The following is a 21,260-nucleotide window of genomic DNA, read 5'->3' as shown; positions in this document are numbered from 1 at the left end:
CGGTGTTGCGAAAACTATCGCAACATCAACTCCCAGGTATTGAGGTGGTCTTCGAGGGATGACCGACCGCAACGAGTTGCAGGGCTTCGCGCGCCGACTCACCGAGCCGCTGCTGCCGCACTTCAGCGCGGGCCGGGCCAGGCTCAGGCTCGGCGTCAACACCGCCATCCACGACGACACGGCCGCCGAACTGGAGTCCTTCGCCCGGCCCCTGTGGGGTCTTGCGCCGCTCGCCGCGGGCGGCGGGGCCTTCGAGCACTGGGGCCACTGGGCGCGCGGCCTGGCCGCCGGCACCGACCCGGACCACCCCGAGTACTGGGGCGAACCCGGCCCCCACGACCAGCGGATCGTGGAGATGGCCGCGATCGGCTTCGCCCTCGCGCTCGCCCCCGACCGGCTGTGGGATCCGCTCAAGGGGCCCGAGCGGGACCGGGTCGCGCGCTGGCTGCGCTCCGCCCTCGACCGCCCGACCACCGAGAACAACTGGCTGTTCTTCCCCGTCCTGATCGGCCTCGGCCTGGACCGGGTCGGGGTGTCCCACGACCGCGGCCCGATCAAGGCCAGGCTGGACCGGCTGGAGTCCTTCGCCCTCGGCGACGGCTGGTACGCGGACGGGCCCACCGAGCGCCGCGACTACTACGTGCCCTGGGCCATGCACTTCTACGGACTGCTGTACGCGGCGCTGGCCGGTGAGCGCGACCCCGAGCGCGCGGTGCGCTTCCGGATGCGCGCCTCGCTGTTCGCGGCGGACCTGCGGCACTGGTTCGCCGACGACGGGGCCGCCGTCCCGTACGGCCGCAGCCTCACCTACCGCTTCGCGCAGGCCGCGTTCTGGGCCGCGCTGCCGTACGCCGGGGTCGAGGCGCTCCCGTGGGGCGTGGTCAAGGGGCATCTGCTGCGCCATCTGCGCTGGTGGCAGCGGCGCCCGGAGGCCGTGGGAGAGGGGCTGCTGTCCATCGGGTACGGCTATCCGCAGCCCGCGCTCGCCGAGCAGTACAACGCCCCGGGCTCTCCGTACTGGGCGATGAAGTCCCTGCTGCCGCTCGCGCTCCCCGCTGACCACCCCTTCTGGACCGCGCCGGAACTGCCCGCCCCCGCCCTCGCCCCGGTCAGCGCCCAGCCCCACGCGGGCGCGGTGCTGATGCGCACGGGCGGCGAGGTGACCCTGCTGGCCGGCCGTCAGCACCACGCGTGGGTGCGCCACGGGGCGGAGAAGTACGCCAAGTTCGCCTACTCGACCCGGTTCGGCTTCAGCCTGCCCGCGGGGCCGCTGGGCTTGGAGCAGGGCGCGTACGACTCGATGCTCGCCCTCAGCGAGGACGGCGCCCACTACCGCGTCCGCGAGGAGCCCGGCTCCACCGAGGTGGACGAGGACACGGTCCGCTGTGTGTGGCACCCCTGGCCGGACGTGGAGATCACCACCTGGCTGACCGCCGCCCCGCCCTGGCATCTGCGCACCCATCGCATCCGCACCGGGCGCGCCCTGCACACCGCCGAGGGCGGCTTCGCGATCGACCGCGACCAGGGCCTCACCCGGCAGGGCTGCGCCGGGCGGGCCCGCGCCTGGGGACCGGCCGGGCTGACCGGGCTGATCGACAGCGACGGACAGCGCACCGGACAGGTCGTCGACTGTCTGCCCGGCACCAATGTGCTCGCCCGGCGCACCGCCCTGCCCACGCTCACCGGACACCTTCCGCCCGGCGAGCACTGGCTGCGCTGCGCCGTCCTCGGCACCGCCCCGGGGCCGGACGGCGAGGCTGCCTGGAGACGCCCACCCGCACACCCGAACACTGGAGGACGCACATGAGATCCGCGCTCAGGCTCGTGTCCATGGGCGCCGCGGCAGCGGCGGCCCTGGTCACGCTCTCGCTCCCGGGGGCCGCGGCCGCCGACACCGCGCCCGGCGCGCCCCGGGGCCACACGTACCACGTCGCCACCTGGGGCGCCGACCGGGACAGCGGCAGCGCGGAGCGTCCGCTGCGCACCATCGGCCGCTGCACCGAGCTGGTCCGCCCCGGGGACACCTGTCTGGTGCACCGCGGCCGCTACCGCGAGCGCGTCGCCCCGCCCTCGGGCGCCAAGGGCGCGCCGGTCACCATCGCCGCGTACGGGGACGGCACCGTCACCGTCGACGGCACCAGGACCGTCACCGGCTGGCGGGAGGCGGGGGACGGGCTGGTCGCCGCCGACGTGGACCTGCCGCTGCCCGCCACCGAGAACGCCCTGTTCGTCGACGGCGAGCGGGCCATGGAGGGCCGCTGGCCCAACTCCGGGCCCGATCCGCTCAACCCGTCCTGGGCCGTGGCCGAGCGGACCTCCACCGATCAGCACATCGACGACCCCGACCTGCCGGCCGGCGACTTCACCGGCGCCACCGTCCATCTGTGGGCCGGCTCCAACCCGTGGAGCCAGCAGACCGGCACGGTGACCGCCACCGCCCCGGGCGCGCTCGACTTCAAGGGCGGCAACTACCGCTGCACCCCGCTGTGCATGGGCAACCAGAACTACCGCAACTACTACCTGGTGGGCGCCAAGTCCACGCTCGACCAGCCGGGCGAGTGGTACTACGACAAGGACGCCAAGCGGCTGTACCTGGTGGAGCCCAAGGGGGGCCTCGCGGGCCACACCGTGACCGCGAAGTACGAGAGCTGGGGCGTGGACCTGAGCGACAGCTCGTATGTCACCGTCCGCGGACTCGACCTGTGGGGCACCTCGCTGCGCACCGGCGCCGACAGCACCGGTGTGCTCGTCGAGAAGCTGCGGGCCCGCTACATCTCCGAGTTCTCGACGCTGCCCATGCCGCGCGACGACGAGCTGGCCATCCCGCCCTTCGAGGGCCATATCGTCGCCTCCCGGGTGCTGGACTCGGGGGTGCAGATCCTCGGCAGCGGCAACACCCTGCGCGACAGCGACATCGGGTACTCCGCGGGCACCGGCGTGCTGCTGCGCGGCAGCGGCAACACCGTCACCAACAGCTATATCCATGACGTCGGCTGGATGGGCAGCTACACCCCCGGCATCGAGGTCAACGGCAGCGGACACACCGTCACCCGCAACACCATCCGGCGCACCGGCCGCGCGAGCATCGACACCGCGTGGCAGCTCAACGGGGTGCCCTTCCACGACAACCGCATCGCGTACAACGACCTGTCCGAGGCCATGCGCACCTCTCGTGACGGCAGTCCGTTCTATGTGTGCTGCAACCTGGACGCCAAGGGCACCAGCGTGGACCACAACACCGTCCACGACGCCGACGGCCAGGTCGGCTACTACATCGACAACTCCTCCGGCAACTTCCTGCTGCACCACAACGTGGCGTACAACACCGGCTCCCGCGGCACCTTCTTCAACGGCCACAGCAGCGTGAGCCTCGGCAACCGCGACCACAACTCGTCCTACGGCCTCGGGGTCTCCACGGCCGTCCGGCTCAGCGGCGCGACCGACGCCTCGGGCACCTATGTCAGCAACGACGTGGCGCTCGCGCCCATGGAGATCAGCGGGCCGGGCGACCCGGCCCCGGTGGTGCGGAGCAACCTGCTGCCGCCCGCCGACCCGGGCTACACCGACGCGCGCAACGGCGAGCTGTGGCCGCGCGCGGGCTCGCCCGCCATCGACGCCGGGGAGGCCGTGGACGGGGTGACCGCCGAGGTGCGGGGCGCGGGCCCCGACCAGGGGGCGTACGAGTACGGCGCGCCGATCTGGTCGTCCGGCTGCGACCTGCCGGGCTGCCAGTCCCGGGTCCGCAACGACGGCTGGAAAGCCACGGCTTCCGACGGATCCGACGCCTCCGCCGCCGTGGACGGCGTCCAGACCACCCAGTGGAAGGGCGCCGCCGCACAGGCCCTGGGCCAGTCGCTCACGCTCGACCTGGGCGCGGCGAAGACCTTCGGCCGGCTGTCGCTCGACGCCGGGATGGACGCGACCGGCCACCCGTACGGCTTCACCGTGTCCGTCAGCGACGACGGCAGCCACTGGGGCGCGCCGCTCGCCCGGGTCGGCGGCCGCTCCTTCACCCAGGACGCGGTGTTCCCACAGCAGACCGCCCGCTATCTGCGCGTCGAGCTCACGGCCCCCGGCGAGCAGCCCTGGGCCGTGAACGAGATCCGGCTCTACGCCGACGGCCCCGACGCCGCGGCCACCCTCCAGGCCGAGCAGGCCACCTCCGTGCGCGGGGCGGAGCGGGGCGACGCGGCCACCGGCGTGCTGGGGGCGGGCGACCGGATCGGCTTCCGCGGGGTGCGGTTCGGCGCCGGCGCGGACCGGCTGACCGTACGGCTGGCCTCCGCGGGCTGCGGACACGGCTGCTCGCTGGAGCTGCGCCTGGACGCCCCGGACGGCCGGGTGGCGGCCACGCTGCCCGTGCGGGACACCGGGGGCACGGACACCTGGCGGGAACGGTCGGTGGCGCTCCCCCGCACCGTCACCGGCACGCATGACGTCTATCTCGTCGCCACCAGCGGCCCGCGGGTCGCGGCCCTCGACTGGCTGACGCTGCGCCGCTGATACCCGCGGGACACATGGCTGGGACGGGCCGGGTCAGGCCCGTCCCAGCAATGCGTCCCGGTGGAGCGAGGCGAGCCTGAGCAGAGCGGCGCCGGCGGGCTGCATGGGTTCGACGGTGGTGAGCCGCTCGATGTGGTCGGCCCGGAAGGGGACGCCCAGGGAGCGGCCGGTGCCGTCCTCGACGCCGACGAGATGTCCTTCGTCGTTGGTCGCGGCCAGGTCCCGGAAGAGCTCGTCGAAGACCTCGGCGTCCAGGACGAGGACGGTGAGCATGTCGGTGACGAAGGTCAGCGGGTCCACGCCGAGCCCCAGCCAGTGGACACGTGCCGCGCCGGAGGCGCGCGCCTCGCCCAGGGCCCGGTGGAAGGGCCACCCGTCGTAGTCGATGGGGGCGGTGTCGCTGCCGTAGTCCTCGCTCGTGCCCAGCAGTTCCTCGCTGAGCTCCCGGACGGTCGCGCGCCACAGGCCGAAGTCGTTGGCCTCGTTCCACGGGGCGTCGTGGGACGGCTGGAACATGCCGACCGGCGTCACCTGGTGGAGCCCGCCCCCGGTGGCGACCTTCGCCGGATCGCGCCAGTGGAGGATGAATTCGGCGTGATGGGCCGTGTCCTGGCGCAGAAGGAGAGTGCTGACGGCCGCCATGACCGGGCGGCGCGTCAGATCGGTCGGGTCGCCGACGAGAGCGCGGAACGGCGTGCGGGGCGTGCCGCCGCCGAGCGAGGCCGCGGCGAACTCGTGTGCCACGGCCTCGCAGATGTCGATGACGTCGAAGTAGTGGCCGCGGCCGAAGGTGAGCGTGGGTGCGTCACCGCCCCTCACCCGGAGCAGCCGGTAACACGCGCGGTTTTCGAACAGGCGGGGGCGTGCCAGCTCACCGACGGCGTCGGAGTAGGAGGCATACGGTGTGCCGTCGTCGCGCAGCGGCCGGATGGGGTCGAGCGCGGGGCTGTGCCCGTCCACCTCAGTGGCGGGGGCCTCGCCGGTCCACACCAGCCGCACCCGCTCCAGCGGGACGGGCCGGTCGGGGATCCACCCGGGCCGGGCGAGAAGGGGGGTGCCGGCCACCCGCCGGTGGGCGGGAAAGGCTTCGGCGGCGCGGGCGGTCAGGTCGGACCGGCGCCGGTTCAGCTCCGCACGTACGGAGCGCCACTGGTCGCGGGTCCGGCCGGGCCGGTCGCGCGGGGTGGATTCGGGATGGTCATGGGTCACCTTCCCCTCTCTACCAGTCTTTACCTGCACGCGTTGCGGTGTGCCCGGCCGGTGGCGCGGCCACCGGCCGGGCACGGCCGTCACCTCCGGTACTCGACGGCGCCGAGGTCCGGGGAGCCCTGGTAGAGCCGGGTGCCGATGTAGTCACGGCCACCGTTGTCCGCGGTGGCCGCGCCGGTGTCGATCAGCGGTGAGCCCTCGGCCGGGGCGAGGCCCAGGGCCGTCTTGAGCTGCGGTCCGGTGGCGGCGGTGCCGTACGGACCCGATACGGCCGGGTCCCGGAACAGCGGGTCGCCCGTGCGGGCCGCCGTGTCGGTGGCGGGGACCGGCAGCGTGGCGCCGCCGTAGAAGTTGCGGGAGTAGGTGATGGTCGGGCTGGTCGTCAGGGACGCGTCGGCGACCGACGAGTAGAAGGCGTTGTCATGGAGGTCGTAGCGCGCGGCGAGGGAGGAGCCGTAGCCGTACACGACATAGCGGCTGGTGGTGTTGGACACCGTGTTGTTGTAGACCTCGGCGGTGGCCGCCTTGTCGGAGTGCAGATAGAACGGGTACCGGGAGTTGCCGCTGAGGATGTTGTAGCGGACCACGACATCGCCGAACGCGAACTGGCAGAGCAGGAGGCCGTCGCCGTTGTCATGGACGAAGTTGTACTGGATGACGACCCGTGTGGTGCCCTTGTCCGCGTCGATGCCGTTGGAGTCGGCGCCCCCGGCCTTCTGCTGCGTCCGGTACACCTCGTTGCGCTGGATCACCACGTCGTCGGAGTAGTACGTCTCGATGCCCGAGGTACCCGTGGCGTCCACGACGTTGTGGTCGACCAGGGCGCCGCGCACATTGGTCAGATACACCCCGTTGCACCCGTAGGCCGTGCCGGCCTGGGTGATGTAGTTGTCCCGGATGGTGACGTCGGTGTGCGGGGTGAAGGTGGTGTCGCCAGCCGAGGTGCGGGTGCCCCAACCGGTCGGCGTGGCGATGGTGTTGCCGTCCGCGTCCTTCCCGTCACCCGTGTACTGCTTCACCACGATCCCCGCGAACGAGGTGTTGCGCACCGTGGAGTGGCGCACCTGTATGTCGTTGAGGACCGTCGGGGCGGCGGGCGGCGTGGTGATGTCGGGCACGGTGGTGTCGAAGATGATGCCACCGGTCTTCTTGGAGCCGTCCCAGCCCGTCTTGAAGTGGATTCCCGGGGCGTTGTTCGAGACGCTGCCGCTGATCCAGTTCACCTCGCCGGTGACGTCGTGGACATCGACCCGCTCGATGACGAAGTGGTCGAGCCGCCGCGAGTCGTCCCCCGACACGTGGATGCCGCGCAGGTCGCGCAGGTTCTCGCCGGGTGTGCCGGTGGCGGGGACCTCGTTACTGACGTCGAGGTCGCGGATCTCCCAGTACTCCTGGTTGAACAGGCGGACCGCGTCATCGACGCGCCCCTCCCCCTGGATCCGCGGCTTCGGCCCCTTGCCGTAGCCGCCGATCGCGATCGGCCGGTGCTCCTCCCCCGACCCCTTGGGCCACAGCTGTCCCTGCCATGACCCGCCGGCCTTGAGCAGAATGCGGTCGCCGGGCTGGAACGTCGTCCGGTTGACCTGGTCGAGGCTCCGCCAGGACGTGGTGGCGCTGGTGCCCGGGGCGCTGTCGTCCCCCGAGCGCGAGTCCACGTAGTACGTGGTTCCACCCGGCACGTCGGCGGCCAGGGCGGTGGCGGGCTGCCCGAGCAGCGAGAGGGCGCCCAGGGCGACCGCGACGAGCGGGCCGAGCAGCCGCCCGCGTCTGACGCGTCCGGCGCGCCCGGCTGGGTGTACAGGTGTCATCATCGACCCCTTCCTCGGGATGGGTGCCGCGCTGCGGCCGAGTCATGGAAAGCGCTGTCAGCGATCCCTGTCAAGACATCAGACGCCCGTTTCGCCGAACACGGCCTGTGCAGTGCCACTTTGTCGTCCCCGGCGGACACCCCTCGGACCTTGTCGCCGACTGCTGGAGACAGCGCTTTCTAGCCCCCGGGGCGGCCGCCCAGATACCCCCGGGGGTAATTCTGCTAGGGTCGGCGATATACCCCGGGGGGTAAATCACACACGAAGGGAGAGCGCAGGTGTTCTTCATCGACACCGTGGACGTGCCGGGGCTGGGCAACCGCGGCTATCTGGCCGGCGGCCGCGAGACGGCCGTGGTGGTCGACCCGCCCCGCGACATCGACCGGGTCATCGCCATGGCCGCCCGGCGGGGAGTGCGCGTCTCGCATGTGGTCGAGACGCATGTGCACAACGACTATGTGACCGGCGGCCTGGAGCTCGCCCGGCTCACCGGCGCCGCCTACCTGGTCCCCGCCGGGGCGCGGGTGGCCTACGAGCGGGTGCCGGTCGACGACGGCGACACCGTGGACATCGACGGCGGGCTGGCGCTGCGCGCGCTGGCCACCCCCGGCCACACCCCGCACCACACCGCGTATGTGCTGGAGGAGGCCGGGCGCGCGGTGGCCGTCTTCACCGGCGGGTCCCTGCTCATCGGCACGGTCGGGCGCCCGGACCTGGTGGAACCGCGGCTGACCGAGCGGCTGGCCCGGGCCCAGCACGGCTCCGTCCGCAGGCTCGCCGCCGAGTTGCCGGACGAGACCGCCGTGCTGCCCACCCACGGCTTCGGGAGCTTCTGTTCCTCCGGGCCGGCCACGGGTGACACGACCACGATCGGCGAGCAGCGCGCCACCAATGAGGCGGTCGCCGAGGACGCCGACACCTTCGTCGCCCGACTGCTGTCGGGGCTCGACGACATACCCGCGTACTACGCACACATGGGCCCGGCCAACGCCGCCGGACCGGCGCCCGTCGATCTGACCCCGCCCGCCCGCGCGGACGCCGACGAGATCGCCGCGCGCCTGGCGGCCGGCGAATGGGTCGTCGACCTGCGCGGCCGCGTCGCCTTCGCCGAGGGTCATGTCGCCGGGACCTTCAACTTCGCGGCCGACGGCCAACTCGCCACCCATCTGGCCTGGTTGATCCCCTGGGGCAAGCCGGTCACCCTGCTCGCCGAGTCGGCCGGGCAGCTCGCCGCCGCCCAGCGCGAGCTCGTGCGCGTCGGCGTCGACCGGCCCGCTGCCGCCGCCACCGGCCCCCTCGCGGGATGGCTGCGGGACGGGGAGCGCCCGCGCTCCTTCCCGCGTGCCACCTTCGCCGAACTCGCCGCCCGGACCGCGGACCGGGACACGGACCGGGCCACGGACACGGTCGTCCTCGACGTACGCCGCGCGTCCGAGCGCGCCCGGGAGCATCTCGCGGGCTCGGTGCACATCCCCCTGCACCAGCTGCGGGACCGGCTCGCGGAGGTGCCGCCGGGCACCGTGTGGGTGCACTGCGCCGGGGGTGCGCGGGCCGCCGTCGCGGCCTCGCTGCTGGACGCCGCCGACCGGTCCGTCGTGGCCGTCGACGACGGTTTCGACTCCGCCCGGAACGCCGGGCTCCCCGTCGTCTCCGGCGGCCCGGGCGACGGCGGCGCGACGGCGTGAGCGCACCGCTCCTCGCCCTGGCCGCCGGGGCCGTCATCGGCCTCGCGCTGGGCGCGCTCGGGGGCGGCGGCAGCGTGCTGGCCGTCCCCGCCCTGATCTATCCGCTCGGCTTCTCCCCCGCCGCGGCCACCACCGCGAGCCTGATCCTGGTCACCGCCACCTCGGCCACCGCGCTGTACGCACATGCGCGCGACGGCCAGGTCCACTGGCGTACGGGGGCGCTCTTCGCGGCCGCGGGGCTGCTGCCCGCGGCCCTGGGCGGACTGGTCGCCGGCCGGCTGCCGCCGGCCCTGCTGACCGGGGCGTTCGCGCTTGTCGCGGCCGCCGCCTCGCTGCGTATGTTCCGCCATGCGCCCGCCCCGGAGGACGACCGTCCGGTGCGGCCGAACCGGGCGGCCGCGGCCGGGGCCGGTCTCGGCGCCGTGACGGGCGTGCTGGGCGTGGGCGGCGGCTTCCTCGCCGTACCGGCTCTGGTGGGCGCGGTCGGCCTGCGGATGCGGGCCGCGGTCGGCACCAGCCTGCTGGTCATCACCGCCAACTCGCTTGCCGCGCTGCTCACCCGCGGCGGCAGCGCCCACGGCATCGACTGGGCGGTCCTCGCGCCCTTCACCGGGACCGCGATCCTCGGCGCCTGGGACGGGAAACGCCTCGCGGCCAGGGTCTCCGGCGGCGCGCTCCGCCGCGTCTTCGCCTCGGTGCTGCTGGCGGTGGCGGCGTTCATGCTGATCGACGTGATCGCATGAGCGTCACGGTCACGCGAGCGAGAGAAACAGCTTCTCCAGCCTGGCGCGCATCTGCTCGCGGTCCTCGTCCGCGTTTCCGCCCGCCTCGACATCGGTCAGACACTGCTGCAACCCGGTGGCGATGATCGCGAAGCCCGCCCGGTCCAGGGCGCGGGACGCGGCGGCGAGCTGAGTGACGACGTCCTCGCAGTCCCGCCCCTCCTCGAGCATCCGGATCACGCCGGAGATCTGCCCCTGGGCACGCCGCAACCGGTTCAGCACGGCCTTCAGCTCCGCGCTGGCGAGATCCAGTTCCACGAAAACTCCTCCACGAAATACCCCTAGGGGTAATTTACTCCCCGCCCGGGGCATCGTCGACAAACACTCAGGATGGCATCCACCATGAACGCTCCCCACGCCTGCACCGCCGACCAGGCCCGCGCCCGGCTGCACGACCTCACGGTCATCGACGTCCGCACACCGGGCGAGTACGCCTCGGGGCATCTGCCCGGCGCCCACAACATCCCCCTCGAGCAGCTCGTCCGCGCCCTGCCCGCGATCGAGGAGGCCGCCGGGAGGGGCGGGATACTGGTGGTCTGCGCGTCCGGCGCCCGCTCCGCGAAGGCGTGCGAGACGCTCGCCGAGCACGGGGTGGCCGCCGCGACCCTGACCGGGGGGACCGGCGCCTGGGCGGACCGCGGCCATGAACTGCACCACCCCACGGCCGCCTCCCGCGCCACCTGGAGCATGGAGCGCCAGGTCCGCTTCACCGCCGGGGCCGTCGTGCTGACCGGCCTGGGCCTCGGCCTGCTGCACCCGGCCTGGCGGCTGGTCTCGGCGGGCATCGCGGGAGGTCTGGTCTTCTCGGCGCTCACCGACACCTGCGGCATGGCCGCGCTCCTCGCCCGGCTCCCCCACAACCGCCCCCGCCCCGCCGACCTCGACGCCACGCTGGCCGCCCTGCGACGGGGCTGAGCGCGGAACACCCCCCGCGGCCCATCGGGCGGGACGCGGGGGGTGCGGTGTGTCAGAGCTTGCCCACGACCTTGGTCGGAGTGACCCGTACGACGAGACGCTCACCGTCGTCCTTGGATGCCGGGTTGAAGGTGGCGTAGTCCTTGCCCGTGTACTTCTGCGACACCTTGTTCAGCACTTCCTTGTCGGTGTCCGGGGTGAGGGTGGCGGTGCCACGCACCTCCGCGTAGACGTACGGGTTCTCCGGCGGGTTGACCATCACGGTTATCCGCGGGTCACGGCGGAGGTTCTTGCCCTGGAGCCGGTCCACGGTCGTGGAGAACAACAGGTCGTCGCCGTCGCGGATGACCCAGACGACCGTCAGGTGAGGGCGGCCGTCCAGTGAGATGGTCGCCACGGTCGCGAAGGCGCGTGATTCATCGAGGTACTTCTTCAAGCCGTCCGAGAGGCTGGCCGCCACAGTTCAGAGCCTTTCCGCAGGGGGCAGGTACCGCGACACCCCGGGGGTGTCCGGCCGGAACGTACCACCTCAACACCCGCACGGATGCGCGCATTCCCCGGACCCGGCGGCGAACCGGCCACCGGTCACCAGCCCTTGGTCACCCGGTGCTCCCTCAGGGACCCGCAGTTGCTCCCGTAGGTCCAGGTCGACTGGTTGTCGATGCCACCGGCCCAGTCCACGCACTTCCCGCGCGCGGAGACGTACACCGGGCCCGCGTACGACGTGTAGTTGCCGGTGTCCTCCTGGTACTCGCCGTCGTACGCATAGAGATAGGCGAACATCGGGACCGCGGAACCCGCGGCGTTCCGGACGGTGACCACGCAGTTCTTGCCCTTCGTGGCGTTGTACGTCAGGTAGACGGTGCCCTTCTGACCGATCGGCGCCGAGTTCACCACCTTGTAGCCGCTCCCGCAGACCCCGTTGTACGCCGCCCTGGTGGCGGCCGTGGCCTGCGGGGCCAGGGCCGCGGTGCCGGCGACGGCGGAGGCGAGGACCGCGGTGGCGGCCATATAGCGAGAAAGCTTCATGTATCCCCCTTATTACCTCTGGACGCTGTTTGCGTCATCCAGGAGACATGCGAGGGGGTCGGATGGTTGTAGGTGCGACCGTGGGACGACGTCATCGATCCGCGGACCGTAGCCGTGGGAGCGCTCCCGTGGGACCATTCCCTCGCCCCACGGGATTCCCATCGGAACGGAGGATCTGGCATGAGATCCCTGTTATTGACATGGCCGCGACGATTAATCGTGGCGGCGGCCATGCTGGCACTCACCGTCGCACTGGGCGTGACACCGGCGGCCGCGCGCCAGCAGGGACCGACCGCAGCGGCGGCCAAGACGGTGTACATCCCGCCCAGTTGGGCGGCCACGGGCGAGGTGCCGTGGGCCCAGAACAGAACCAAGGAGTCGAACAATTTCATTCTGCTGTGGGGGGAAAAGTCGGGCACCGATCCCAAGAACGCCTCCGGGCAGTACCGGTTCGACCCCGACAACATCCTCAGCCAGCTGGAGCAGTTGTACTCCTTCTACGTCAACACGCTGAAGTTCACGCCGGAGACGGGCCTGCTGGCCCAGCACAAGATCGACGTGATCATCACCCAGACCTGGAACAACAGCAACCTCAACGCCTGGGCCACGGGCGGCCAGGCCGACGGCCGGGTCGGCGTGATCAACATCGCCCCCGGCGCGGCCCAGCCCGGCTCCTGGGGACTGGCCCATGAGCTGGGCCATGTGTTCCAGAACTACACGTTCATGGGCAAGGGCGGCGGCGCCGGGCTGACCGACCCCTCGGCCGGGACGTTCTGGGAGACCGGCGCCGAGTACATGGCGATGCAGGTGTACCCGGACGGGGGCGCGGGCGATCTCACCCGGTTCCTGCGCACCGAGAACCTGGCCTACTCCTCCAGCCGCCACCACTACGGCAACTGGATGCTGGTGCAGTATCTGGTCGACCGCTACGGCGGGATGAAGACCTTCACCGACATCTGGAACCAGGCGAGGAACAACGAGCACCCGCTGGAGGCCTACCGGCGGATCAACAACCTCACCCAGGAGCAGCTGAACACCCGGGTCGCCGAGTACGGGCAGCGCCAGGTCACCTACGACTACTCCAACCGGTCCCACATCATGCCGTTCATCAACAACGTCTACGGCGCGGGCTTCATCAACGCGTACAACGGCGTCCCGGTGAACGCGGTCAACCAGGCCACCGGCCACTACGCCATCCCGGACGCGCTCGCCCCGTCCGACTACGGCTACAACAAGATCAAGCTGGTGCCCAGCAACGACGGGGCGCTGATCAAACTGCACCTCAAGGGCCATGTCAACGGGGCCGCCGGGTCCGGCTGGTCCTACGGCTTCGTCGCGGTCAAGAACGGCACCCCGCGCTACGGACCCGTCTCCACCAGCGCCGACGGTCAGCTCAGCTTCCAGACCCAGGCCGGTGAGAAGGAGGTGTACCTGGTGGTCACGGGCACCCCGACCACCGTGCACCACTACGCCTACCTCGACGGCTACACCAAGAACTACCGCTACCCGTACGAGTTCCGGATCAGCGGCGCCGTCCCCTCCGGCTATGAGCCGGGCTACCAGAAGCCGACCGCCACCGGCGGCGGACACTGGCACTCCAACGGCGGCGGCTGGGTCGACAACCGCGCCAACGTCGCGGCCACCGCCTATGTCGGGCCGCGCGCCGCGGTGTACGGCAACTCGACCGTCACCGGCAACGCCCGGATCGACGGCCTGTCCTGGGTCAACTCCGGCGCCACCGTCGGCGGCAACGTCGTGGTCAAGGACAACGCCATCGTCCAGGGCGGAGCCAATCTCTCCGGCAGCGTGGTCCTCGGCGGCGACGCCGAGATCGCCATCGGCTGCTCCTCGGGCACCTATCTGATGTTCAACCCGGACCGGGGCTGCGACGGCCGCGGCGGGGAAACGGACATCAACCCCGCCCACGGCACCTTCACCGACGACGAGCTGGCCATCACCATCTCCTAGGGCCCTCGCCCCGTGCCCCGTCAACCGCTGAGGGCTGCCGCGCCAGGTGCGCGGCCGCCCTCTGCGGCGTGGTGTCACTCGGACGGACCGGGGCTCAGCCCCGGGCCGCCATGTCCTTGCCCAGGTTGTTGGCGTAGGAGGAGATCCAGGCCAGCGGGGCGTTCCAGTTGATGGTGATCTCGTTGGTGGAGAACGCCATGATGTTGTCGGTGTAGCACATCGCCGGTGCGCAGCCCTTCAGCTTCTTCTGGGCGACCGGGTCCTCCAGCCCGGAGTTCGGGCCTCCGGCCAGCGACCCGCGGGCCGGGTGCGGCAGCTTGGGGTCGATCTGGTGCGCCCAGAAGCGGTGGTGCTGGTTGTGGGAGCTCCGCTCGCCGTAGCCCGTGACATAGGACTGGTTGAGCGGGTTGGCGCCCAGCAGGTAGTCCATGCCGCGCAGCACCGCGTCACGGTAGCGGGTCTTGCCGGTCAGGTCGTGTGCGGTGGCGAGCACGACCATGTTGTTCAGCACCTGGCTGTTGGAGCCCCACTCGTACTTGCCGTCCTTCGGCGCGTACGGGACGCCGTACGCCGACTTCTCCGATTCCGCGGCGTAGCGGTCGGCGGCCCGGATCACCGTCTTGCGCACGTCGGCGCGCTGCTTGGCGGTGAGCTTGTTGTCCACGGTGGCCAGGTCGAGCTGTCCGAGGCCCGCGGTCGATGCCCAGGACACGGCGCTGGTGCGCGGGAAGAGCGCTTCGACGTCGCCGTGCAGCGGCGACTGGAGGAGCTCCGTGCGGTAGGCGTTGTCACCGGTGGTGATGAACAGCTCGGCCGCGGCCCAGTAGAACTCGTCGCTGACGTTCGCGTCGCCGTACGCGCCACCGCCCGTGGAGTCCTGGTCACTGGCGATCATGTTCGGGTTTGCCTTGGCAGCGGCCCAGGCGGTCTTGGCCACGTGCAGGCTGCGGGCGGCGAACTGCGGGTCGTAGGGCTTGAAGAGGCGGGCGCTCTGGGCGGCGGTGGCCGCCAGGTTGAGCGTGGCGGCGGTGGACGGCGCGTGCAGCTCGCGCTGCTGCTTGTCCTGGTCCGGCCGCGTCGGGAACCCGGTCCACTCCTTGTCGTGCACCTTATGGAACGCCATGCCGGCGAGCGGCTTGCCCTTGGGCACCTGCATGCGCATCAGGAAGTCCATCTCCCAGCGGGCCTCGTCGAGGATGTCCGGGATGCCGTTGCCGTGCTCGGGCACCCGGAGCTTGCCGTCGCCCAGCGGCTTGGCGTCGGCGCCCTTGGTGGTCTTGGTGCGCTCGAACTCCGACATCAGCTGGGCCACGGAGATACCGCCGTTGACGACGTACTTGCCCTGGTCGCCGGCGTCGTACCAGCCGCCGGAGACATTCCGGCGGTAGTCGCAGACGCCCGTCTGGCACGGCACGTTGGTGTCGCCCCCGTGCGGGGCGGCCTTGTCGTGGCCCGCGGGGCGCGCGTACTTGCCGCCGACGATGTCGGTGTCGATCTTGATGCCGCTGCGGTTCTGGTAGAAGTACTCCAGCGAGTCACGGACCAGCGGGCTGTAGATGTTGTCATCGATGGAGAACGGTTCGCTCTGCTTCCCGTCGATGTTGATCGTGTATCCCTTGCCCTTGGCGGTGACCTTGCTGAAGTCGAAGGTCTGGACGTTCTGCCTGGAGCTCGGGTCGACACCGGCGGGGGTCGTGGTCCCGCGTGCCCGCGCGGTGCCGTCGGCGGCCCGGAGGGTCCACTTCAGGGGCTTGGTGGCGCTGGTGACGACGGTGCCCTGCTTGGGGCCATGGGTGAGGTAGCCGACCTGGTTGACCCGTACCGGGGAACCGGTGTCGAGCTTGGGGCCGGTCTTGGCACCGGCCGTCTTGGCACCGCTCAGGGGGCCGTGGCCCACGGCCCCCGCCGCGGGCGCCGTCAGGGCGCCGAGCGCCAGGCCCGCGGCCACCGCCGCGCCCACCATGCGCTTGCGGCGGCGGCCGGGCTGATCGAGGGCGGGACGTACGCGAGAGGCAGGAGGAATCACGACTTCAGCTCTTCCGAAAGGAAATGGGGTGTATTACCGCGGAAAAATCCGCGGCGTCTTTTTCCATCCCTCGGAGGCTATGAAAATGACCTGGCCTGCATCTTCGTACGCTTAGCCGAAATCCGAATACACCAATTGAGAGAATTCCGACTCATTCAATTGAGGTAGGCGCGGCAGCGTGCACCGTGAAGGCCGCGGTGTGGACCCTGCCCTGGTGCTTGAAGTCCAGGAACAGGCGGTAGGCGCCGGCGCTCGGCGCCGTGGCCGTGAAGGAGATCTCGGGGCCGGGCTTCGTCTCTCCGTCTCCGGGCTCGCCGTTCGGGTGGACGTGCAGATAGGCGAGGTCGCCGGAGCGCAGGGCGACCAGGTGGCCGTAGGCGCCGAGGTAGGGCTGGAGGTCCCGCACCGGCTTGCCGTCCCGGGTGACGGTCAGGGTGAGCTCGCCGCTGCGGCCCGGCGTCAGCGCGCCGCCCAGCTCGACCTCGTAGCCGTCGACGGTGGCCTTGGCGTTCCGCGCGGGCAGCGCCGCCGGCTCGTACGCCCCGGAGACGGCCAGGTCGGCGCCCAGGGTGAGCCCTTCCCCGCCCTTGGGCCTGAAGTCGGCGAAGACCCGGTAACCGCCGGCCTCGGGCAGTTTCACGGGGGTGGACCAGGTGCCGTCGGCCGCCCTGGTCGGGTGCAGATGGCGGAAGGTCGCCAGGTCCTGTGAGGCGACGATCAGGTGCAGTTCCTTGTCGTGCTCGCGGGCGTACGCGGTGAGCGGGCGCCCCGTCCCGTCCCGAACGACGGAGAAGCGCAGGTCGGCGCTCTTGCCCGCCTCGAGGCGCGGAGTCCTCAGATCGAGGCTGTAGCCCCCTTCGGATACCTGGAGGCCTCCGGGCGGAGCGGACTCCTGGCCTCCGACATGGCCCTGCCCGTGACCTCCGTCACCGCTCTCGCCGTGCGAGGGGGCCGAGTGTCCCTGGTGAGCCCCGCCCGACGGCTCGGGTGAGATCTCGCCGACCCCGCTGCCCACGCCGTACGCGGTGCCGAAGGTCGCGGCGAGCGCGGCGGCGAATGCGGCGATCCGCAGTCCGGTGTTCATGACGCACTCCTCGTCTTCCGGCCGCCCGTGCTCGCGGCCTCCGTGCCCACGCGGCGGAGCCGCATATCGTGACCTCAACATACCCCCCGGGGGTATGAAGTCAAGTCGGCCACGGCCTTGCGAAGGATACGGGTGGGGGGTATACAGGAACACGCCACAGCGATACCCCACCAGGGTATCTCGATCGACGACGGAGGATCCCATGTCGGACTGCTGCACCCCCGAGGGAAGCTGCCACACCACGTCCACCACCCGATACCGGGTCGAGGGCGTCGGCAGCGCTCACTGCCAGGGCGTCGTCGCCAAGGCGGTGGGCGCCCTGGACGACGTCAAGGCCGTCGAGGTCGAGATCGGCACCGGCCTGGTGACCGTGACGAGCTCCGCCGCGCCCGACGAGGCGTTCGACCAGCTACTCGCCAAGACCGTCGACGAGGCGGGCTACGCCTTCGTCGGCCGAGCCGACGCCTGACCCGCCCCACCCGGGCGGGGCCACCGGCCGCGGCCCCGCCCGCCATCCCGTGAGCTGCGAGGAGCAGACATGACCACCACCACGCCCGGCGCCGCCGAGGTCGAACTCGCCATTGGCGGCATGACCTGCGCCTCATGCGCGGCCCGGATCGAGAAGAAGCTCAATCGCATGGACGGGGTCGAGGCCACCGTCAACTACGCCACCGAGAAGGCGAAGGTCACCTTCCGGGAGGACATCGCCGTCGCCGACCTGATCTCCACCGTCGAGGCCACCGGCTACACCGCGCGGGAGCCCGAGCCGGACCGCGGGCGCACCGGGTCCGCCTCCGACGGCGGCGCGGACGCGGAGGAGGAGGCGTCCGACGAGCTGCGGCCGCTGCGCCAGCGGCTGACCACCGCCGTCGCGCTCGCCGTCCCCGTGATCGCGATGGCCATGGTCCCGGCGCTCCAGTTCGAGTACTGGCAGTGGCTGTCGCTGACGCTGGCGGCGCCCGTGGTGACCTACGCCGCCTGGCCCTTCCACCGGGCGGCCTGGACCAACGCCCGGCACGGCGCGGCCACCATGGACACCCTGATCTCCGTGGGCACGAGCGCGGCGTTCCTGTGGTCGCTGTGGGCCCTGTTCTTCGGCACGGCCGGGACGCCCGGCATGACCCACCCCTTCGAGTTCACCATCGCCCGCACCGACGGCGCCGGGAACATCTATCTGGAGGCCGCGGCCGGCGTCACCGCCTTCATCCTGGCCGGCCGCTATTTCGAGGCGCGGTCCAAGCGCAAGGCGGGGGCGGCGCTCAAGGCGCTGATGGAGCTGGGCGCCAAGGAGGTCACCGTCCTGCGCGGCGGCCGCGAGGAGCTGATCCCGGTCGGCGAGCTGAAGGTCGGCGACCGGTTCCTGGTCCGGCCCGGGGAGAAGATCGCCACCGACGGCACGGTCGTCGAGGGCTCCTCCGCGGTCGACGCCTCCATGCTCACCGGCGAATCCGTGCCCGTCGAGGTCGGCGCGGGCGACGGCGTCACCGGCGCCACGCTCAACGCCGGAGGCCGCCTGGTCGTCGAGGCCACCCGGATCGGCGCCGACACCCAGCTCGCCCGCATGGCCAAGCTGGTGGAGGACGCGCAGAACGGCAAGGCCGCCGCCCAGCGGCTCGCCGACAAGATCTCCGCGGTCTTCGTCCCGGTCGTCATCGCCCTGGCGCTCGGCACCCTGGGCTTCTGGCTCGGCAACGGCGCGGGCCTGTCCGCCGCCTTCACCGCCGCGGTCGCCGTCCTCATCATCGCCTGCCCCTGCGCCCTGGGCCTGGCCACCCCGACCGCGCTCATGGTCGGCACCGGCCGCGGCGCCCAGCTCGGCATCCTGATCAAGGGCCCCGAGGTCCTGGAGACCACGCGCAAGGTGGACACCATCGTCCTGGACAAAACCGGCACCGTCACCACCGGCCGGATGGCCCTGCTCGCCGTCCACACCGCCAAGGGCACGGAGGAGACGGACGTCCTGCGGCTCGCGGGCGCCCTGGAGCACTCCTCGGAACACCCCATCGCCCAGGCCGTCGCCGCCGGCGCCGGCGCCCGGGTGGGCGCCCTGCCCGCCCCCGAGGACTTCGCCAACCTCGCCGGCCTCGGTGTCCAGGGCGTCGTCGAGGGCCACGCCGTGCTGGTCGGCCGCGAGAAGCTGCTGGCCGAATGGACCATCTCGCTGCCCACCGAACTGGAGCGCGCCAAGGCCGAGGCCGAGGCCTCCGGGCGCACCGCCATCGCGGTCGCCTGGGACGGCGAGGCGCGTGCGGTCCTCGAGGTGGCGGACGCCGTCAAGGACACCAGCCCGGAGGCGATCAGCCGGCTGCGCTCCCTCGGCCTCACCCCCATCCTGCTGACCGGCGACAACCGGACCGTCGCCGAGGCGGTCGCCGCGGAGGTGGGCATAGCCCCCGAGCAGGTGATCGCCGAGGTCATGCCGCAGGACAAGGTGGATGTGGTCAAGCGCCTTCAGGGCGAGGGCCGTTCGGTGGCGATGGTCGGCGACGGGGTCAACGACGCGGCCGCGCTCGCCCAGGCCGACCTCGGGCTGGCGATGGGCACCGGAACCGACGCCGCCATCGAGGCGGGCGATCTGACCCTGGTGCGCGGCGACCTCCGGGCGGCCCCGGACGCCATCCGCCTCTCCCGCAAGACGCTGGGCACCATCAGGTCCAACCTCTTCTGGGCCTTCGCCTACAACGTCGCCGCGCTCCCCCTCGCGGCCTCCGGGCTCCTCAACCCGATGATCGCCGGGGCCGCCATGGCCTTCTCCTCCGTGTTCGTGGTCGGCAACAGCCTCCGGCTGCGCGGCTTCCAGCCGGCGGACAGGTGAGCCGGCGACGGCGATCCGCCCGGCGGTGACGGCCTCACGGGGCAGCAGCGGGCCGCGCTCCGCATGTCGGCCTCGGGCATGAGGGACGAGAAGATCGCCCTACGATGGCCCTTCGTACGGGGTGCCGGAGAGGGAGGAACGGCCATGCGGCGGTTGGGGGAACTGGAGGCGGAGATCATGGACCGCCTGTGGAAGTGGAAGCGCCCGGCGACAGTCCGCGACATCGTGGACGACATCAACAAGACGCGGCCCCTCGCCTACACCACTGTGCTGACCGTGGCCAACATCCTTCATGCGAAAGGCTGGCTCCTGCGCGAGAAGAAGCAGGGCAGAGCCTGGCTGTACGAGCCGGTCCGCACCCGCGAGGAGTACTCCGCGGCCATGATGGAGGACGCCCTGGGCGCGAGCGAGGACCGTCCGGCGGCACTCGCCCACTTCGTCGGGCAGATGTCCCCCACCGAGGTGGCCGCGCTGCGCGAGGCCCTGAGGACCGCCGGACGGCACACGGACACATGACCGCGGTCCCGGCATTGATCGGCTACGCGGCGGCGGTCGGCCTCCTCGCACCCCGGCTGATGCTGCGCGGCTGGGCCCACCGCTCGCCCGCGCTCGCCGTCTTCGCCTGGCACGCGCTGGCCGTGTCGTTCACGACCGCGGTGGCTCTTGCCGCCTATCACCTGGCCGTCCCGGCCCCACACCGCCACACGGGAGCGGCCGGTTTCCTGCACGCCTGCGGGCCGGCCGACACCCCGGAGAGCGGCGTGTCGACCCCGGGCATCGCGGACGCCCTCGCCATCGCCGTGCCCGCCGCCGTACCGCTGGTTCTCCTGGGATCGTTCGCCTTGGAGGTGGCGCACGCGCGGTGGCGACGCTCGCGCCATCTGCGCGTCCTGGACGTCGTCGGCCGCCACTCGGCAGCGCTGCGGGCCACCGTCCTGGACCATGACCTGCCCACCGCCTACAGCCTGCCCGGCCTGCGCTCCCGGGTCGTCGTCAGCCGGGGCGCCCTGAGCCTGCTCACCGCGGACCAGCTCGACGCCGTACTGGAACACGAGCGCGGCCATATCGCCGGCCGCCACCACCTGGCCCTGGCCGCCGCCGAGGCGTTCGCCCGGACCTTCCGCCGACTGCCGCTGGCCCGGCACGCCAGGGAACAGACCGCGATCCTCCTGGAGATGATCGCTGACGACCGCGCCCTGCGCCGCCAGCCGCGCGCGGTGCTCGCGGCGGCCATGTGCGACATGGCCGCCGCGAAGACACCCCGGGGCGCGTTCGCCATGGGCGGCGCCGACGTACTCATACGGCTCCGGCGCGTACTGGCTCCGCGGCGCCGCCCCCATCCGGCGCTGTCGGCCGCGATGGCCGTCGGTGTGACGGCGGTTCCGGTGCTCCCTTTCCTGGTCGGTTGCCCCCCGGTCCTCGGATAGTTTCCACCG

At 71.9% G+C, this 21,260-nt stretch carries 17 protein-coding genes; 10 read left to right on the top strand and 7 right to left on the bottom strand.

Annotated elements, in window-relative coordinates; translation table 11 throughout:
* Positions 1-58: 58 nt before the first annotated feature.
* Positions 59-1,807 carry a DUF2264 domain-containing protein gene (locus ACZ4WQ_RS32445; protein ID WP_398373552.1) on the top strand — a complete coding sequence of 583 codons (1,749 nt, stop codon included), beginning with the start codon at positions 59-61 and terminating at the stop codon, positions 1,805-1,807.
* Positions 1,804-4,503, top strand: coding sequence for a carbohydrate-binding protein (locus tag ACZ4WQ_RS32440; protein WP_398373551.1), 2,700 nt, complete (start codon positions 1,804-1,806; stop codon positions 4,501-4,503). The genes ACZ4WQ_RS32445 and ACZ4WQ_RS32440 overlap by 4 nt, the downstream gene beginning before the upstream one ends.
* 33 nt (positions 4,504-4,536) lie before the next feature.
* On the opposite strand, the gene ACZ4WQ_RS32435 is transcribed toward ACZ4WQ_RS32440, so the two are convergent.
* The gene (locus tag ACZ4WQ_RS32435; RefSeq protein ID WP_398373550.1) at positions 4,537-5,712 is read right to left on the bottom strand and encodes a hypothetical protein; all 1,176 of its coding nucleotides are present in this window, start codon (positions 5,710-5,712) and stop codon (positions 4,537-4,539) included.
* Between the two features lie 80 nt (positions 5,713-5,792).
* Positions 5,793-7,523: a right-handed parallel beta-helix repeat-containing protein gene (locus tag ACZ4WQ_RS32430; RefSeq protein ID WP_311729005.1), complete on the bottom strand. Its 1,731-nt coding sequence runs from the start codon at positions 7,521-7,523 to the stop codon at positions 5,793-5,795.
* A gap of 275 nt (positions 7,524-7,798) precedes the next feature.
* Here ACZ4WQ_RS32430 and ACZ4WQ_RS32425 point away from each other — a divergent pair, with 275 nt between their 5' ends.
* Positions 7,799-9,205, top strand: coding sequence for an MBL fold metallo-hydrolase (locus tag ACZ4WQ_RS32425; protein ID WP_398373549.1), 1,407 nt, complete (start codon positions 7,799-7,801; stop codon positions 9,203-9,205).
* A complete protein-coding gene (locus ACZ4WQ_RS32420; protein ID WP_398373548.1) occupies positions 9,202-9,948 on the top strand; it encodes a sulfite exporter TauE/SafE family protein in 747 nt (248 codons plus the stop codon). Before ACZ4WQ_RS32425 ends, ACZ4WQ_RS32420 begins: the two co-directional genes overlap by 4 nt.
* A 9-nt stretch (positions 9,949-9,957) precedes the next feature.
* Here the strand turns inward: ACZ4WQ_RS32420 and ACZ4WQ_RS32415 are convergent, their stop codons facing one another.
* A complete protein-coding gene (locus ACZ4WQ_RS32415; protein ID WP_311729002.1) occupies positions 9,958-10,245 on the bottom strand; it encodes a metal-sensitive transcriptional regulator in 288 nt (95 codons plus the stop codon).
* An 84-nt stretch (positions 10,246-10,329) separates the two neighbouring features.
* On the opposite strand from ACZ4WQ_RS32415, the gene ACZ4WQ_RS32410 reads away from it, so the two are divergent.
* Positions 10,330-10,902, top strand: a complete 573-nt coding sequence (locus tag ACZ4WQ_RS32410) for a rhodanese-like domain-containing protein (protein WP_398373547.1) — start codon at positions 10,330-10,332, stop codon at positions 10,900-10,902.
* 52 nt (positions 10,903-10,954) lie between these two features.
* Here the strand turns inward: ACZ4WQ_RS32410 and ACZ4WQ_RS32405 are convergent, their stop codons facing one another.
* Complete coding sequence (locus ACZ4WQ_RS32405) at positions 10,955-11,362, bottom strand: PPOX class F420-dependent oxidoreductase (protein ID WP_311729000.1); 408 nt, start codon at positions 11,360-11,362, stop codon at positions 10,955-10,957.
* Between the two features lie 125 nt (positions 11,363-11,487).
* Entirely contained in the window at positions 11,488-11,931 is a 444-nt protein-coding gene (locus ACZ4WQ_RS32400) for a spore-associated protein A (RefSeq protein WP_385349034.1), read from the bottom strand.
* Positions 11,932-12,162: 231 nt separating this feature from the next.
* Between ACZ4WQ_RS32400 and ACZ4WQ_RS32395 the strand changes: the two genes are divergently transcribed.
* Positions 12,163-13,899: a DUF6055 domain-containing protein gene (locus ACZ4WQ_RS32395; protein WP_398373546.1), complete on the top strand. Its 1,737-nt coding sequence runs from the start codon at positions 12,163-12,165 to the stop codon at positions 13,897-13,899.
* Positions 13,900-13,993: 94 nt separating this feature from the next.
* Here ACZ4WQ_RS32395 and ACZ4WQ_RS32390 read toward each other — a convergent pair whose 3' ends face one another.
* Positions 13,994-15,862 carry a glycoside hydrolase family 9 protein gene (locus ACZ4WQ_RS32390; RefSeq protein ID WP_385349051.1) on the bottom strand — a complete coding sequence of 623 codons (1,869 nt, stop codon included), beginning with the start codon at positions 15,860-15,862 and terminating at the stop codon, positions 13,994-13,996.
* Positions 15,863-16,076: 214 nt separating this feature from the next.
* Positions 16,077-17,009 (bottom strand): hypothetical protein, encoded by a 933-nt coding sequence (locus ACZ4WQ_RS32385; protein WP_398373545.1) that lies wholly within the window; start codon positions 17,007-17,009, stop codon positions 16,077-16,079.
* A 202-nt stretch (positions 17,010-17,211) separates the two neighbouring features.
* On the opposite strand from ACZ4WQ_RS32385, the gene ACZ4WQ_RS32380 reads away from it, so the two are divergent.
* The 4 genes from ACZ4WQ_RS32380 (at position 17,212) to ACZ4WQ_RS32365 (ending at position 21,251) form a co-directional block, all read left to right on the top strand.
* Entirely contained in the window at positions 17,212-17,478 is a 267-nt protein-coding gene (locus ACZ4WQ_RS32380; RefSeq protein ID WP_398373544.1) for a heavy-metal-associated domain-containing protein, read from the top strand.
* Positions 17,479-17,547: 69 nt separating this feature from the next.
* Complete coding sequence (locus tag ACZ4WQ_RS32375; protein ID WP_398373543.1) at positions 17,548-19,824, top strand: heavy metal translocating P-type ATPase; 2,277 nt, start codon at positions 17,548-17,550, stop codon at positions 19,822-19,824.
* 144 nt (positions 19,825-19,968) lie between these two features.
* Entirely contained in the window at positions 19,969-20,340 is a 372-nt protein-coding gene (locus ACZ4WQ_RS32370; protein WP_311728995.1) for a BlaI/MecI/CopY family transcriptional regulator, read from the top strand.
* Positions 20,337-21,251 carry a M56 family metallopeptidase gene (locus tag ACZ4WQ_RS32365; protein ID WP_311728994.1) on the top strand — a complete coding sequence of 305 codons (915 nt, stop codon included), beginning with the start codon at positions 20,337-20,339 and terminating at the stop codon, positions 21,249-21,251. The genes ACZ4WQ_RS32370 and ACZ4WQ_RS32365 overlap by 4 nt, the downstream gene beginning before the upstream one ends.
* Positions 21,252-21,260 lie beyond the last annotated feature (9 nt).

The organism is Streptomyces sp. NPDC028305, assembly GCF_055569495.1.
This window is presented reverse-complemented; position numbering and strand designations above follow the sequence as displayed.

What these genes read in the sequence shown, in the direction of transcription:
- ACZ4WQ_RS32445 (WP_398373552.1), top strand. Translation starts at nt 59, where the DNA reads ATGACCGACCGCAACGAGTTGCAGGGCTTCGCGCGCCGACTCACCGAG.
- ACZ4WQ_RS32440 (WP_398373551.1), top strand. Translation starts at nt 1,804, where the DNA reads ATGAGATCCGCGCTCAGGCTCGTGTCCATGGGCGCCGCGGCAGCGGCG.
- ACZ4WQ_RS32430 (WP_311729005.1), bottom strand. Translation starts at nt 7,523, where the DNA reads ATGATGACACCTGTACACCCAGCCGGGCGCGCCGGACGCGTCAGACGC.
- ACZ4WQ_RS32410 (WP_398373547.1), top strand. Translation starts at nt 10,330, where the DNA reads ATGAACGCTCCCCACGCCTGCACCGCCGACCAGGCCCGCGCCCGGCTG.
- ACZ4WQ_RS32400 (WP_385349034.1), bottom strand. Translation starts at nt 11,931, where the DNA reads ATGAAGCTTTCTCGCTATATGGCCGCCACCGCGGTCCTCGCCTCCGCC.
- ACZ4WQ_RS32395 (WP_398373546.1), top strand. Translation starts at nt 12,163, where the DNA reads ATGCTGGCACTCACCGTCGCACTGGGCGTGACACCGGCGGCCGCGCGC.
- ACZ4WQ_RS32390 (WP_385349051.1), bottom strand. Translation starts at nt 15,862, where the DNA reads ATGGTGGGCGCGGCGGTGGCCGCGGGCCTGGCGCTCGGCGCCCTGACG.
- ACZ4WQ_RS32385 (WP_398373545.1), bottom strand. Translation starts at nt 17,009, where the DNA reads ATGAACACCGGACTGCGGATCGCCGCATTCGCCGCCGCGCTCGCCGCG.
- ACZ4WQ_RS32380 (WP_398373544.1), top strand. Translation starts at nt 17,212, where the DNA reads ATGTCGGACTGCTGCACCCCCGAGGGAAGCTGCCACACCACGTCCACC.
- ACZ4WQ_RS32375 (WP_398373543.1), top strand. Translation starts at nt 17,548, where the DNA reads ATGACCACCACCACGCCCGGCGCCGCCGAGGTCGAACTCGCCATTGGC.
- ACZ4WQ_RS32370 (WP_311728995.1), top strand. Translation starts at nt 19,969, where the DNA reads ATGCGGCGGTTGGGGGAACTGGAGGCGGAGATCATGGACCGCCTGTGG.
- ACZ4WQ_RS32365 (WP_311728994.1), top strand. Translation starts at nt 20,337, where the DNA reads ATGACCGCGGTCCCGGCATTGATCGGCTACGCGGCGGCGGTCGGCCTC.